Raw genomic sequence first — 13,276 nt, 5'->3', positions numbered from 1 at the left:
AGGCATGGCCTAATCAGACCATGCCTCACTGGGGGGAGAGCTACCGTATGAGTTACGGCTTAAACACAACCTTCACGCTGCCATCTACTGCGCCATCACTGATATAGCCAACGGCCGCTGGGTTATCGGCAAGCGCAGCCTTCACCGCCGCATCGCCAGAGACTTTACGCGGTGGCTGAGCCTTGCCGGTAAAGGTCAGCTGCGACCAGTACGCCTTCATCTGCGCCGCATCTTTTTCAGCAACCTTACTGTAGAACTCGTTGCGTACCGCAGCGCCATCGGCTTGGTCAATGGGCTTGGCAACACGGCCATTGGGAAGCGCATCGGACTTTGCCATATAAATCTGCGCCACCTGCGTTTTTGTCAGCGCAGACACGTCGCTTTTGGACGACATCACCACAACAACACCCGCTTGCGCAACAGCACTGGCCGCAAACAGTGACAGCAGCAAGGCCACTTGCCGAATGTTCGGAAATTTCATGGTCTCACCTCACTTAAAAAACAAAATCAACGGACGCTGACACTAAGTTGTAACCACGCCCCGGCACAAACCCGGGCTGCTGATTACCCAACCCACCAAATGAACCGGCATGGTTCTTAACGTGGTTGGCTTGGAACTTCACAGCAACATTAGAATGCACGTCCCAGCGCAACGCAGCGCCATAGCTGTGGCGGCTGGAGCGCTGACTGAGCACTGCAGCATTCAACAACCCGAGTGGATCCAAAGCGCCGGGCGCTTCAGGGTTGGGGCTGTCCACATGCGCCACTGTAAGCGAGGGAGTGAAATCCCCCACGCGCATTCCCGCGCTTAGATAGCCGGAGGTCGCCTTACCAATAATCGCCGCGCCGTAATCCGCCTGAATGACTTCCGTACGCATGAACCACTTGCCGGGGTCATAGCTATATCCAATACCGCTGAATTTGCCATCCACACCACGTGGGTCAAGCATCTTGGCATAATCAACCAGCGGCGGAATGGGCAGACTCTCGTATGCGTCGAACAGCGCATTGATGTCCTTGGTAGCGTAGTTGACCGTGCCACGGATATGGCTGATACGGAAGCTTGAAGCACCGGCATCAACGTTCAGCGCCACGCCGCGAAAGGCATTGACGTCAGATTTTTTGGAATCAATGCGGCCATAAAAGCCCTGCAAGCCAATTACAGCATCACCTGCATGGAAGTTGTACACGGCATCTACGCCGTCCATTGCCAGCAGGTAGTCATACACTTCAATCGGTGGACGCGCCCAAGGCATGGCATAGCCCACACGCTGGTATTCCGACAGCATATACAGCGGTGCAGTGATGCGCCCCAAGCGTGCGCTGAAGTTGGATGTAAACCGATACTTCACATGCGCCAAGGAGATCTTTGGCGAGTATTCCGATTCAACGCCATGCTCGCTGACGGCTTGCAGCACGCCGGTCAAATTGTCGGTGAAATTGGCATTGAGCTGCACCGCAATACGCGAATCCAGATTAAATGAAGTGCGGTCGCTCGCGCCCACACCGGTTGATGCTTGGAAATCAGGGCGAACATCCGCATTCCTTTCCGACGAATGGGCAACGCCAACCGTACCGAATCCACTCAGGGTGAAGCGGTCACTATCGTCTTGTGCCCACGCAGTCTGTGCCAGCGCCATACTGACCGCCAAGGCGATCCACTGTTTCTTCAATTTCATCGAAGCATCCTCAGTTGGGGAATGAAATGCGACCGCCTTCTATGACTCTAACGCTTTGTCGCAGTGTTTGCGGCCAGCGTGCAGACAACGATTTAATTCATCGCATACGTCTTACTTAGGCACTTAGCCCGAGCAGCAGCACCTATCGTGCTGCACCGCAACATTATAAGGATGGGCACAATGCAATTCTTCCAATACGCTCACAAAAATCTAATGAAATCATGCAGATGTGATTTCAGTCACATCGTCTAGTGGCGATTGGTTCAGAAAGTCTGATGTGCCCGTATATCAACGACAGGCCGCTAAAAGGTCCTGTTGTGGGCGATAAACATTGGTTTGAATATCGAAGATACCCAGCACCGTTGGGAATAGGGCGTCTTGGCTGGTAGGCTGCTTGCTCTTTGCCTGCAGGCAGGCGCCATTTATCTTGTCGTTGGCCAAAAACGCTGGTGATGCCCACAACACCAGCGGTACATGCAGCTGCGCTTTGGGCGCCACCGCATAGGGCGCGCCGTGTAAGTAGAGGCCGTATTCGCCCAAGGATTCACCGTGATCGGACACGTACAGCATGGCCGCGTCATGACCTTGCTGTTTCGCCAATAGATCGATCAACCGCCCAAGCACCGCGTCGGTATAAAGAATGGCATTGTCGTAGGCATTCACAATGCTCTGCTGCGCGCAACGACCCAACTCGGCCGTTTCGCAGACGGGTGTCCAACGCTGAAACTGCGGCGGATAGCGTTCGAAATAGTTGGGGCCGTGGTTGCCCAGCATGTGCAGCACGATCAGCGCATCGCCCGGCATGGTGTCAATCTTTGCTTGTAGCCCACTGAGCAAGATGTCATCGAAGCAGCGACCATTCGCGCAAAGTGTTGGGGCGTCTTGTTCTCCCAATGTTTCTGAAGGCTGGCGGATACATACCCCTTTGCAACCGGACTGGTTATCCCGCCAAAGCACGCCCACTCCGGCACGCGCTACGACATCCAATAAAGACTCATGGCTGCGGATGGCGTCACGGTCATAATTGGCACGCCCAAACGGCGAGAACATACACGGCAGCGATACTTCTGTACTGGTGCCGCAGGCGCTGACATCGGGGAAATTGATCACCGCTCGCGCAGCCAATTCCGGGGTTGTTTGCCGCGCATAGCCATTCAAGCCCCAGTGATCGCCGCGGACGGTTTCGCCCACCACCAAAACCAGCAGTCGTGGCTTCCGGTTCGCCGCTGCTGGTTGTTGTTGTGCATCTATCCCAACCGCTTGAATCACGTCGGAGCGCTGCTTAGAAGGTGTGACAACCCGCACCAAGGAGACGATGTAATTTCCTGGTGTGATTTTGTAGCGTAGTGCGGGGTCACTCCGCACCATCGAAAAAATGCCCTGTGAGGCCAGCCCCAGCGCCGCAACTGCGAGCAGCAGCATCCCCAGCACAAAACCAGCGCGCAACAGCAAAGTACGCTTCCAGCTACGCTCCGCCGAACGCGTCATGAGCACTAATAGTGCTGGTAATAGACCAAACAGCAGCACGTGCAGCAACATGCGCCAAGACAAGAGCTCGCGGCTCTCAGCCATATCCGTATGCAGCACGTTGCGGATCATCTCGGCATCAAAGACCACCGCATAGCGGGTCATATACCAATGTGCCAATGAAGTCACCACCAGTAATAACGCCAGTAGCGGGCGCGCTAAGCGGCCCCAGCAGAACAAACTCAATAGCAGCGCATGCAAAGCAAATACCGCCACGCCCATCGCCAGCAGCACGCGCAGCGAACCGGTATGCGCCTGCACGGAAGCCCACAGCGGGCCGTTCATCACCAGCACGAAATAGGCACAAACCAGCGTGATCAATATCTCTGTGGAAATCTGCGGCCGCCACCAGAGATGGCTATTTCCCTGCGCTTTAGGCTGTTTCAAATTCAATGTCATAGCTCAGTATCGCAAGCTATTTTGAAATTAAAAAGGGGCCTCGAAGGCCCCTTTTTTCACGCACTCGGCTGTAGCACCCGCAGGCAATTAACCTGCTTGTCGGTTACCGCTGCGGTGTGACTGGCGCTGGCCGTCGCGTACCGGTTTTTGCCCGGTCTGGACATGCGGGCGGGACTCTTGCCCGCGCGGCTTACCACTCTGCGGGCGACGGTTACGCTGCGGTGGGCGTGGACCGCGCGGCGCGTTGTCGAAAGGCTTGGCGTCGGTGCGAATTGCGCGTGAAGGCGCGTATTCCTGCACCACTTCCATCGCGATTTCGCGCCCTAAGACCTTTTGGATCTGGCGCAGCAGCCCACCTTCGTCCGGCGAAACTAGCGAGATCGCCTCTCCAGTTGCACCGTTGCGCCCAGTGCGACCAATGCGGTGGATATAGTCTTCCGCCACCATCGGCAGGTCATGATTGATCACCAACGGCAAGTCTGGAATGTCCAGCCCACGCGCCGCCACATCGGTGGCCACCAAGATGCGGGTCTTGCCTGACTTGAACTGGTTAAGTGCCTTCTGCCGCGCTGCTTGGCTCTTATTGCCGTGAATGGCAAGCGCGGGCAAACCCGCATTTTCCAATTGTTCGGCCAACCGGTTGCAGCCGTGCTTGGTTTTACCGAACACCAGCACCTGCTCGGTGTGACGCTTGGCCAAGATGTCGATCAGCAAATCACGCTTCTTGGCACCATCCACCGGGTGGGCACGATGGGTAATGGTCTCGGCCACTGCGTTTTGCGCTGCTACCTGCACTTGCTGCGGATCTTTCATGAATTCAAGTGCCAGTGCCTTGATGCGCGGCTCGAATGTCGCAGAGAACAGCAGCGTCTGCCGCTGGTGCGGGACGTGCTTCATGATCCGCTTGATCGACGGCAAGAAGCCCATGTCCAGCATTCGGTCGGCTTCATCCAGCACCAGCATTTGCACCTCACCCAGCTTGCAGGTGCCGCGGTCCAAGTGATCGATCAAACGCCCCGGACAGGCCACCAATACGTCAACGCCGCGACGAAACGCTTCCACCTGCGGCTGCATGCCCACGCCACCAAACAGCGCCGTGACGTTCAAACGCAGGTTCTTTGCGTAGCTACGCAGGTTGTCGCTCACCTGCACGGCCAGCTCGCGTGTGGGGGTTAATACCAGCACGCGCGGGCGGTGCAGCCCCTGCGGCTTTGGCAGTTCGGCCAGTTTTTGCAGCAGCGGCAGACCAAACGCAGCGGTTTTGCCGGTGCCGGTTTGTGCGCCGCCAAGGACGTCGTGACCGGCTAACACGAGAGGAATTGCCTGCGCCTGAATCGGCGTAGGGGTTTCATAGCCATAGTCGGCTAAGGCGCGCAGCAGCGCAGGGGCAAGGCCCAGTTGTTCGAATGTCATAATTTGCTCCAAAGGCATTTACCGCGCACAGGCGCGGGCAAACCCGAGCGTTTCCCAAAACCGCGCGCGAGTAAGCGAAGGCACGACGCCGGAAGCCGGGCCGCGTCTGCGCAACGAAAGGCGTAGGGGATGACAAGCCGCATAGAGGCGGCGGGCGTGACCGGGAAAACGATCCGCCGTGCGCAGAATCTCACCATAATACGCGAGCGCCAGTGCAGTATTGCCAGCAAACTGAATATCGGTTCAGCCTTGCTTTTCTAATTCGTCACAACGTGCGACGCTTATAGGCGTCTTTGTCGCTGTGGTTGCCCATGAAAATCGAAGTTCGCCTTGCCCAGTGGCTACTCGCCAGCGTATTTATTGTGATGGGTGGGTTTCGGCTATGGCAGGCGTTACACGGCATCCCCACATCCAATAACACACTGCTGATGAGCACCGGCGAAGTGCTCCTTGGCGTTTTAATGATTGCAGGCTGGCAACTACGCGCAATCACACTTTTGGCCGCAGCAGCGCTCATTGCAGATGCTGCACTCTCGCATCCGTTCTGGCGCTATTCCGGTGGCACCGTTTTGGCCACTGAACTACTGCAATTTATGAAAAATATGGGTCTCGTTGGCGGCCTTGTGCTGCTCTCAACCGCCGGTGGCGCCAAGCGGCGCTAACGACATCAAACGTCTTGTTGCATCTCCGGCCGCGCCAAAACTGCCTGCACACCAAAGCGTTCGCTAATTTCCCCTGCTAGTGCTTCGCGTGCAAGGTCTTCCCCGTGCACAAGGGCCAGCGGTGGCGGTACCGAGAACCCTGCGTACCACTCTAATAACGCCTGTTGATCGGCATGGGCAGACAACCCACCTACGGTATGCCGATGCGCATTGACGCGTACATCATGGCCATGAATGCGCACCCAGCGCGCGCCATCCACAAGCCGCCGCCCAATTGTTCCTTCGGCTTGGTAGCCCACAAACACCATGCGTGTCTGTCGCTTGGGAAGATTCTGCCGCATATGGTGAAGAATGCGGCCACCACTGGCCATGCCATTGCCCGCAATGATGATCGCGCCACTATGAATCCGATTGATCGCCATCGACTCTTCAGCGGTTTCGGTGACACGAAGGTTAGGAAGGCGAAACGGGTTTGGTGTGCCGCGCCACAGCGCGCGCGCTTCGGCGTCAAATAATTCATGGTGTTTGTCGTACACCTGCACTACGCGATTCGCCATTGGGCTATCGAGGTGAATTCGCCAACGCGCCATGTCCCAATCGCTCCAATGCCGCGCAAACCAATACAGCATTTCTTGTGTGCGACCGACGGCAAACGCAGGAATTAGCACGTTCCCCCCATCGCGCCAAGCGGAGTCCAGAATCTCGCCAAGCTCCTGTACCGTCTCGCTACGCTGCCGGTGGTTGCGGTTGCCGTAGGTTGACTCCATCAGCAGCAGGTCGGCCTCTTCAACCTGCTCGGGATCGCGCAAAATCGGCGTTCCTTTCATGCCCAAGTCGCCGGAGAACACCAGTTTTTTGCCTTCCGCCCATAGCTCAATAATGGCCGAGCCGAGAATATGGCCCGCATCACGCAATGTGATTTCAACACCGTCAAACAACTTCACGCGCGTCCCGTAGGGCAAGGCGCGCACCTGCGCGAGCGTGTCGCGCACATCTTCTTTGGTATAGAGCGGCACCGCCTTGGGCTGCCCCGGCTTGCGTTTGCGGTTCGTGCGTTCGGCATCATTTTCTTGCAGCGAAGCCGAGTCCATCAGCATGATCGGCAGCAAATCGGCGCTCGCATGCTGGGTATAGATCGGCCCGGCGAATCCCGCCAGCGTTAGCCGTGGCACGCGTCCTACGTGGTCGATATGGGCGTGGCTGAGAATCAGCGCATCAATTTTGGCAGCGTCGAAAGGAAACGACGCAAAATTACGCGCATCGGCCTCAGGGCTGCCTTGCACCAGGCCGCAATCGATCAAAATGCGTCGCCCTGCCGCCTCCACCAAATGCATGGAACCCGTGACTTCACCCGCTGCACCATGAAAATGCACCCGCATACCGTCTCTCCCTGATCCGAATGGGCAGAGTACCGCAGAGTGCAGGCCTAATGAAGTTTAGAGCGTTGCCTCGCGCAGCTTGCGAATTTGGTCGCGCACCTGCGCCGCTTCTTCAAACTCAAGATCACGTGCATGCTGCTGCATTTTCTGCTCCAGCTCACTGATTTTGGCCTCTTGCTGTTGCGGAGACAGGCGCAAATACTCTTGTATCGGCTCGGCCACGCGCTTCGTTTTACCGCGTCCTTTCAATTCACCGGGTTCTGCGCGCGCACCTTCCATCACATCACGCACAGCACGCTGTACCGATTGCGGCGTGATGCCATGTGCGGCGTTGTACTCCACCTGCTTCTGCCGACGGCGGTCGGTCTCGTCTATCGCCGCCTGCATCGACTTGGTGATTCTGTCGGCATACAAAATGGCCTTACCCCGTACATTACGTGCAGCGCGGCCAATGGTCTGGATCAGCGAGCCGGTGCTGCGCAAGAAACCTTCCTTATCGGCATCAAGAATCGCAACCAGAGAAACCTCTGGCATATCTAGCCCTTCACGCAGCAGGTTGATCCCCACCAGCACATCGAACACACCAAGGCGCAGGTCGCGAATAATTTCGACGCGCTCCACCGTCTCCACATCTGAGTGTAGATAGCGCACTTTGACGCCGTGTTCCCCCAGATATTCGGTGAGGTTTTCCGCCATTTTTTTGGTCAGCGTCGTTACCAATACGCGGTCTTCTTGTGCAACGCGTTTGTGGATCTCTGAAAGCAGGTCATCCACCTGCGTTGCCACCGGACGAATTTCCACTTCCGGATCAATCAGGCCCGTGGGGCGCACCACCAGTTCGATGATTTCATCACCGGCTTCACGCAGCTCGTAAGGGCCTGGCGTTGCCGACACATACACGCTACGCGGTGTGCGCTCTTCCCATTCTTCAAACCGCAGAGGCCGGTTATCCAATGCCGACGGCAGGCGGAACCCAAACTCCACCAAGGTCTCTTTGCGCGAACGATCACCTTTGAACATCGCACCAATTTGCGGAATGGTTACGTGCGATTCGTCGATCACCAGCAGCGAATCAGCTGGGAGGTAATCGAACAACGTCGGCGGCGCCTCACCCGGCGCGCGCCCAGTAAGGTGGCGCGAGTAATTTTCAATGCCGCTACAAAAACCTACTTCGGCCATCATTTCCAAATCAAACTGGGTGCGCTGTTGCAAACGCTGCGCTTCTACCAGTTTGTTGTTTGCATATAGGTATTCAAGCCGCTCGCGCAGTTCGATCTTGATTGTTTCAATTGCCGTGAGTGTGCGCTCACGCGGCGTGGCGTAGTGCGTTTTTGGGTACACCACATAACGTGGCAGCTTGCGCAAAATCTGCCCGGTGAGCGGATCAAACATGGAGAGCTGCTCTACTTCGCCATCGAACAATTCGATCCGCAGTGCTTCAAGATCCGATTCCGCTGGAAACACATCCACCGTTTCCCCGCGCACGCGAAACGTACCGCGATCGAGCACCATCTCATTGCGTGTGTACTGCAGCGTGGTGAGGTGACGCAACAGCTCTCGCTGATCAATACGCTCGCCGCGCGACAGAATCAGCCGCATCGCCAAATAATCTTCTGGTGCACCCAAACCATAAATGGCCGACACCGACGCCACTACAATCGTATCCCGCCGTGACAGCAGCGCTTTGGTTGCAGCCAAACGCATCTGTTCGATATGGTCGTTGATCGAGCTGTCTTTTTCGATAAACGTATCGCTGGCAGGTACGTAAGCCTCGGGCTGGTAGTAATCGTAATAACTCACGAAATACTCCACCGCGTTATGCGGGAAAAACGCCTTGAACTCACCGTATAACTGGGCAGCCAGGGTTTTATTAGGTGCCATCACCAGCGTGGGCTTTTGCACGCGCTGAATCATGTTGGCTACGGTATACGTTTTGCCTGAGCCCGTAACACCCAGCAGCACCTGCTTGGCCACGCCGTTATCAAACCCTGCCACCAACTTCTCAATCGCCTGCGGCTGATCGCCCGCCGGCTGGTAGGGCGATACCAGTTGGAACTGATCGGATGCTGTGGCGAGGTCAAGATCAGAAGGGGCGGTCTGGCTCATGGGGTGCAACGGCTTGAAGTAACTGCTTAGTTTACGCGGTGCGGATCATCCGACCGTTCACTGACAGGAACACTGAATCACCCACACCGCTTTTTCTGACATGTAACAGCTACAAACGCTGATCGTGATGGTGCGCACATTTTTCAACACTATCCGCACCCCTTTAGGAGCCCCATCATGGCCCAGCGTGCAAGCGGTTTCACTCTTGTTGAACTCATGATCACGCTTGCCATTACGGGTATTTTGGCTGGTGTGAGCATTCCGTCAATGCAGGCATTTATCGAGCATCAACGTACCTCTTCCGCCATTAGCACCCTGAATAGTCATATAGCATTGGCGCGAATTTCCGCGGTGACGCACAACCAGCGTACTGTGCTTTGCCCCACCACCAATGGCCAAACGTGCGCAGGAGGCACCGATTGGAGCCTAGGTTGGATGGTGTTCGCGGATAAAAACAACAACCGCAAGCTAGATGCCAAAGACGAGGTTTTGCAAACGGATCTTGCGCCCAGCAACCGCCACCTGCGCATTGTCAGCAGCATCGGACGGCAGCAACTACGCTATCTGCCCGACGGACGCAGCGCGGGCAGCAACTTGACGCTATCGGTGTGCAACGCCAAAGGCGAAGTCTTAGGCCGGGTCATTGTGAACAACGTCGGCAGACCGCGCAGCGAGCGCCCAAAGCAGCCCACAGCCTGCCCTGCCTGAGTAAAAGTTAAAATTTTCCGCCCGAACACTTGCTCATTTTGGATAAGCCCCCTAAAATGCGCAGCTCAGCCCGAATAGCTCAGCCGGTTAGAGCACTTGACTGTTAATCAGGGGGTCGTTGGTTCGAGTCCAACTTCGGGCGCCATATTAGTGAACAAAAACGCTACCTTCGGGTGGCGTTTTTCATTTCAGCGTAGCCAAATCGTAGCTAGGCTAATTTCACGTCCACTGGGAAGTTGTGTCCGTACTGGTGTTTCCAACGCCAGCGGGTACCAACGATTGGAAAAACCAAGAATGCTTTCTAAGGTCGGCATCACGTCCACGATAACCGAGCGCATATCCGTCACGCGCCAGCGGCAAATCACGTCCACGTCTTCGGTGGGACGAATTGCTGGCATCGCCGGATCGCTAATGAGCAGGCCTGTGACTGCGCCGCCTACGAAAACCAGTTCACTGCGCAACGCATCACCAAGGCGTTCGGCAACGATTTCGAGCAGTTGGATGTTTGGGTCGTTGGGATTCATGCGGCCAGTTTCTTTTCTAGCAGTTCGGACGCCAATGCACGCTCGCGTGCGCTGCCTGCACGCACGCCGTCGAACAAGGCCAGCAATTCGTACAGTTCCGGGTTACGCATTGCTGCGTGCGGCACGCTTGGATACAAGGGATAAAGTGCAATGCCGCGTGCCGTGCCGTCTTTGCTCGGCCACACTGGGATCGGGTCATTGCCAGCCCGAATCAGCTCGTTCAGTGGCGATGCGGCATAGCCTGTTGGTATGCCACGCGAAAGACTGCCCTGCGTTGCTGGGAAGGCATAGCGGGCGCCATGTAGCAGAAACGTGCGCAGCGCTGCCAGAATTACGGTTGGCTTGCCGTTTTCCTTGCGTGCCAGCTGCGCAGCGACGGCGCGCTCGACAGCGGCGTGAACTTCCGAAGCTGTCATCCCCAGTTCCGTTGCCAGCGCGGCATAGCTGGGCACCTCGTCTTTTGCCAAGAACAGGCGCAGCAGAACAACCGCGTCCTGCGGACGAAGTAAAAGTTGCGGATTGGAAGCTGATCGAGCCATAACGGGAAATACATTCGCTATTTGCGAATAGCGAATGTATATCGATCTAGGCACCACTGCAACTCGCAGTGGAAAGCCTTTATATCCCCCACAGTGGCGGCCAGCGCAATCAGTTGACCCAACCCATCTTGTACGGTATACCTCCGTACAAGGAGGACGCCATGACCACTGCTGCTGCCCGTCTCGATCTGCGCCTAAACCCTGCGGACAAGGCGCGTATTACCCGTGCCGCCGACCTGCGGGGCGTGCCGTTGTCTGCATTCGTGCGCGATGCGGTGCTGCGTGAGGCCGACAACGTCATCGCAAATCCCCCGCGCTTAGATGGTCATTCACTTGCCGCCCGCTTACGCGGCCGCGCCACCACGCGCATGAGCACCGATGACATCATGAAGCTGACACGCAGCGCATGAGCCGCATTCTGGTGGACGCCAACGTCCTGTTGGATGTACTCACTAACGACCCAAATTGGTACGCATGGTCTGCCACACAGCTCGACGCCTGCGCCGCCCGCGCGAAGCTGTGCATCAACCCCATCATCTATGCCGAAGTGTCGGTGGGGTTTGATCGCATTGAGACCTTGGATGATGCCTTATCGAACGACGCGTTTACCCGCGTCGATTTGCCGTGGGAAGCCGGGTTCCTCGCCGGCAAGGCGTTCTTGCACTATCGCCGCGCCAAAGGTGCACGCACCTCACCGCTGCCGGATTTCTACATCGGTGCACATGCGGCGATTGAAGGCATGCCCCTGTTGACGCGCGATGCAAAACGCTACCGCACGTACTTCCCCGCCCTTGACCTGATTTGCCCGCCATGAGCCAAGCCACACACTCTCTGCTTGCCCGCCTAGAAGGGCTAGGTGCACCTGAACTACGCCGCCTTCTGGTCGAGCACCTCACCAAGCGCAAGCTGGGGCTGTATTGGGAAAGCGATGCCATCGCCCGCGATACCGCATTGAACGCAGACGTGGTGCTGCCCCAGCATGTGCCGGAATTGAGCCACCGCGCCACCGATATGGCCGAAGGCGCGCCGCATCGCAACATCATCATCGAGGGTGACAATTTCGATGCCCTGCGCTTGCTCAAATCCACTCACGCGGGCCGCATCCGCGTGATCTATATCGACCCGCCGTACAACACCGGCAACAAGGATTGGGTGTACAACGACCGCTAGGTCGGCGCCAACGACCGTTGGCGGCATTCGCAGTGGTTGGAGTTTCTCTATCAGCGTTTGACCTTGGCGCGGGATTTATTGACGCCAGATGGCGTGATTCTGGTGTCGATCAATGACGAGAACCGCTCGCGGTTAGAGTTATTGATGGATGAAGTGTTGCCGGGGCGGCGGCTGGGCAGCATCGTCTGGCGAACACGCCAAGGCTCAAACGCAGATCGAGACTGTTTCCTGTCCGTCGATCACGAGCATGTATTGGTGTATGGCAATGGCGGTTTTGCGTTCAATGGGTTCGAGAAAAGCTATGAGATGTACAGCAATCCGGACAACGACCCGCGTGGAGATTGGAGAACAAGTGATTTAACGCTGGGCTTTTCCTTCAAGGAACGCCCTAACCTTTACTATCCATTGGTGGACGCGGAAACAGGAATTCACTATCCACCCAACCCGGATCGCATCTGGGTGTACGCCAGCGAATCACGTTTGAAAACAGGGCAAACACTGCAAGCAAAAAGTATGGAAGAGTTTGTGCGTTTGGGACAAATCTTGTTTCCCCAAGAGCAACGGGTAGAAACTTGGAACACGTTGGAAGACTTGCTGGCTGCAATCGATGCGGGTGATGTACCCAAGAGCGGAAAAACGCCTATTTTGCGCCGCGACTTGCCAGACTTGGAGCAGTGAGTAGGCAAACCCGTCGGTTTTGGTCGCCCGCAGTTCAAGCGTTACAAGGCCGATTTGCGCAACCAAACTCAACCGTTGTCCAGTTGGATCGTGCCGTCTTTTGAAGAAGGCACTTACGAGGCCGACGACAGTCTAGTGTCATCCACAAATCAGGAGGGTGCGCGACAGGTGGCGCAAATTTTTGGTGACCGGGCATTCAATTACGCCAAACCGGCATCCCTCATCAAAGGTCTGCTCGCCCAAGCCTCCCGCCCCGGCGACATCGTTCTCGACTTCTTCGCAGGCTCCGGCACCACCGGCCAGGCCGTGCTGGAACTCAATGCTGAAGACGATGGCGCACGCCGCTACATCCTGTGCTCCAGCACCGAAGCCACGAGCAAAGAACCGAACAAAAACATCTGCCGCGATGTCTGCGCCGAACGCCTGCGCCGCGTGAGCGCAGGTTATGCAGGCAAGCCCGGCTTCACTGCCGCACAAGGCGGTGAGTTCGCC

General features: G+C 56.7%; 13 protein-coding genes, 1 tRNA gene and 2 pseudogenes. 8 read left to right on the top strand and 8 right to left on the bottom strand.

Annotated elements, in window-relative coordinates; genetic code table 11:
* Positions 1–52: 52 nt before the first annotated feature.
* The 4 genes from KUL77_RS11200 to KUL77_RS11185 form a co-directional block, all read right to left on the bottom strand.
* A complete protein-coding gene (locus KUL77_RS11200; protein WP_297147127.1) occupies positions 53–481 on the bottom strand; it encodes a phosphate ABC transporter substrate-binding protein in 429 nt (142 codons plus the stop codon).
* A 13-nt stretch (positions 482–494) separates the two neighbouring features.
* Positions 495–1,679 (bottom strand): hypothetical protein, encoded by a 1,185-nt coding sequence (locus tag KUL77_RS11195; protein ID WP_297147124.1) that lies wholly within the window; start codon positions 1,677–1,679, stop codon positions 495–497.
* 288 nt (positions 1,680–1,967) lie between these two features.
* Positions 1,968–3,605, bottom strand: a complete 1,638-nt coding sequence (locus KUL77_RS11190; RefSeq protein WP_297147120.1) for a phosphoethanolamine--lipid A transferase — start codon at positions 3,603–3,605, stop codon at positions 1,968–1,970.
* A gap of 87 nt (positions 3,606–3,692) precedes the next feature.
* A complete protein-coding gene (locus KUL77_RS11185; RefSeq protein ID WP_297147117.1) occupies positions 3,693–5,018 on the bottom strand; it encodes a DEAD/DEAH box helicase in 1,326 nt (441 codons plus the stop codon).
* 311 nt (positions 5,019–5,329) lie between these two features.
* Here KUL77_RS11185 and KUL77_RS11180 point away from each other — a divergent pair, with 311 nt between their 5' ends.
* Positions 5,330–5,680, top strand: coding sequence for a hypothetical protein (locus KUL77_RS11180; RefSeq protein WP_297147115.1), 351 nt, complete (start codon positions 5,330–5,332; stop codon positions 5,678–5,680).
* 5 nt (positions 5,681–5,685) lie between these two features.
* Here KUL77_RS11180 and KUL77_RS11175 read toward each other — a convergent pair whose 3' ends face one another.
* A complete protein-coding gene (locus tag KUL77_RS11175) occupies positions 5,686–7,059 on the bottom strand; it encodes an MBL fold metallo-hydrolase (RefSeq protein WP_297147112.1) in 1,374 nt (457 codons plus the stop codon).
* A 57-nt stretch (positions 7,060–7,116) separates the two neighbouring features.
* On the bottom strand, positions 7,117–9,165 hold the full coding sequence (uvrB, locus tag KUL77_RS11170; RefSeq protein WP_297147108.1) for an excinuclease ABC subunit UvrB: 2,049 nt from the start codon (positions 9,163–9,165) through the stop codon (positions 7,117–7,119).
* Between the two features lie 177 nt (positions 9,166–9,342).
* Between uvrB and KUL77_RS11165 the strand changes: the two genes are divergently transcribed.
* Positions 9,343–9,873 (top strand): GspH/FimT family pseudopilin, encoded by a 531-nt coding sequence (locus tag KUL77_RS11165; protein ID WP_297147105.1) that lies wholly within the window; start codon positions 9,343–9,345, stop codon positions 9,871–9,873.
* A 68-nt stretch (positions 9,874–9,941) separates the two neighbouring features.
* Positions 9,942–10,018, top strand: a tRNA-Asn gene (locus KUL77_RS11160).
* A 43-nt stretch (positions 10,019–10,061) separates the two neighbouring features.
* Here KUL77_RS11160 and KUL77_RS11155 read toward each other — a convergent pair.
* Positions 10,062–10,397, bottom strand: coding sequence for a hypothetical protein (locus tag KUL77_RS11155; protein ID WP_297147102.1), 336 nt, complete (start codon positions 10,395–10,397; stop codon positions 10,062–10,064).
* Positions 10,394–10,936 (bottom strand): MarR family transcriptional regulator, encoded by a 543-nt coding sequence (locus tag KUL77_RS11150; protein WP_297147099.1) that lies wholly within the window; start codon positions 10,934–10,936, stop codon positions 10,394–10,396. Before KUL77_RS11150 ends, KUL77_RS11155 begins: the two co-directional genes overlap by 4 nt.
* Positions 10,937–11,097: 161 nt before the next feature.
* Here KUL77_RS11150 and KUL77_RS11145 point away from each other — a divergent pair, with 161 nt between their 5' ends.
* The 5 genes and pseudogenes from KUL77_RS11145 to KUL77_RS12615 all read left to right on the top strand — a co-directional run.
* Complete coding sequence (locus tag KUL77_RS11145; protein WP_297147096.1) at positions 11,098–11,346, top strand: DUF1778 domain-containing protein; 249 nt, start codon at positions 11,098–11,100, stop codon at positions 11,344–11,346.
* Positions 11,343–11,750: a type II toxin-antitoxin system VapC family toxin gene (locus KUL77_RS11140; protein ID WP_297147093.1), complete on the top strand. Its 408-nt coding sequence runs from the start codon at positions 11,343–11,345 to the stop codon at positions 11,748–11,750. The genes KUL77_RS11145 and KUL77_RS11140 overlap by 4 nt, the downstream gene beginning before the upstream one ends.
* Positions 11,747–12,106: a hypothetical protein gene (locus KUL77_RS11135; protein ID WP_297147090.1), complete on the top strand. Its 360-nt coding sequence runs from the start codon at positions 11,747–11,749 to the stop codon at positions 12,104–12,106. Before KUL77_RS11140 ends, KUL77_RS11135 begins: the two co-directional genes overlap by 4 nt.
* A 21-nt stretch (positions 12,107–12,127) precedes the next feature.
* Positions 12,128–12,784, top strand: a pseudogene (locus KUL77_RS11130) (DNA methyltransferase); the annotation flags it as partial.
* A 54-nt stretch (positions 12,785–12,838) separates the two neighbouring features.
* Positions 12,839–13,231 (top strand): annotated as a pseudogene (locus KUL77_RS12615) (DNA methyltransferase); the annotation flags it as partial.
* Positions 13,232–13,276 lie beyond the last annotated feature (45 nt).

The sequence above is a fragment of the Thermomonas sp. genome, from assembly GCF_019104945.1.
Classification (GTDB): Bacteria; Pseudomonadota; Gammaproteobacteria; order Xanthomonadales; family Xanthomonadaceae; genus Thermomonas.
Note: the sequence above shows the minus strand (reverse complement) of the source record. Positions and strands in the feature narration are given on the sequence as shown.

Bases quoted from the DNA above. Each gene is read 5' to 3' on its own strand.
- KUL77_RS11165 (WP_297147105.1), top strand. From the start codon at position 9,343: ATGGCCCAGCGTGCAAGCGGTTTCACTCTTGTTGAACTCATGATCACG.
- KUL77_RS11140 (WP_297147093.1), top strand. From the start codon at position 11,343: ATGAGCCGCATTCTGGTGGACGCCAACGTCCTGTTGGATGTACTCACT.
- KUL77_RS11155 (WP_297147102.1), bottom strand. From the start codon at position 10,397: ATGAATCCCAACGACCCAAACATCCAACTGCTCGAAATCGTTGCCGAA.
- KUL77_RS11175 (WP_297147112.1), bottom strand. From the start codon at position 7,059: ATGCGGGTGCATTTTCATGGTGCAGCGGGTGAAGTCACGGGTTCCATG.
- KUL77_RS11185 (WP_297147117.1), bottom strand. From the start codon at position 5,018: ATGACATTCGAACAACTGGGCCTTGCCCCTGCGCTGCTGCGCGCCTTA.
- KUL77_RS11180 (WP_297147115.1), top strand. From the start codon at position 5,330: ATGAAAATCGAAGTTCGCCTTGCCCAGTGGCTACTCGCCAGCGTATTT.
- uvrB (WP_297147108.1), bottom strand. From the start codon at position 9,165: ATGAGCCAGACCGCCCCTTCTGATCTTGACCTCGCCACAGCATCCGAT.
- KUL77_RS11200 (WP_297147127.1), bottom strand. From the start codon at position 481: ATGAAATTTCCGAACATTCGGCAAGTGGCCTTGCTGCTGTCACTGTTT.
- KUL77_RS11145 (WP_297147096.1), top strand. From the start codon at position 11,098: ATGACCACTGCTGCTGCCCGTCTCGATCTGCGCCTAAACCCTGCGGAC.
- KUL77_RS11135 (WP_297147090.1), top strand. From the start codon at position 11,747: ATGAGCCAAGCCACACACTCTCTGCTTGCCCGCCTAGAAGGGCTAGGT.
- KUL77_RS11190 (WP_297147120.1), bottom strand. From the start codon at position 3,605: ATGACATTGAATTTGAAACAGCCTAAAGCGCAGGGAAATAGCCATCTC.
- KUL77_RS11195 (WP_297147124.1), bottom strand. From the start codon at position 1,679: ATGAAATTGAAGAAACAGTGGATCGCCTTGGCGGTCAGTATGGCGCTG.
- KUL77_RS11150 (WP_297147099.1), bottom strand. From the start codon at position 10,936: ATGGCTCGATCAGCTTCCAATCCGCAACTTTTACTTCGTCCGCAGGAC.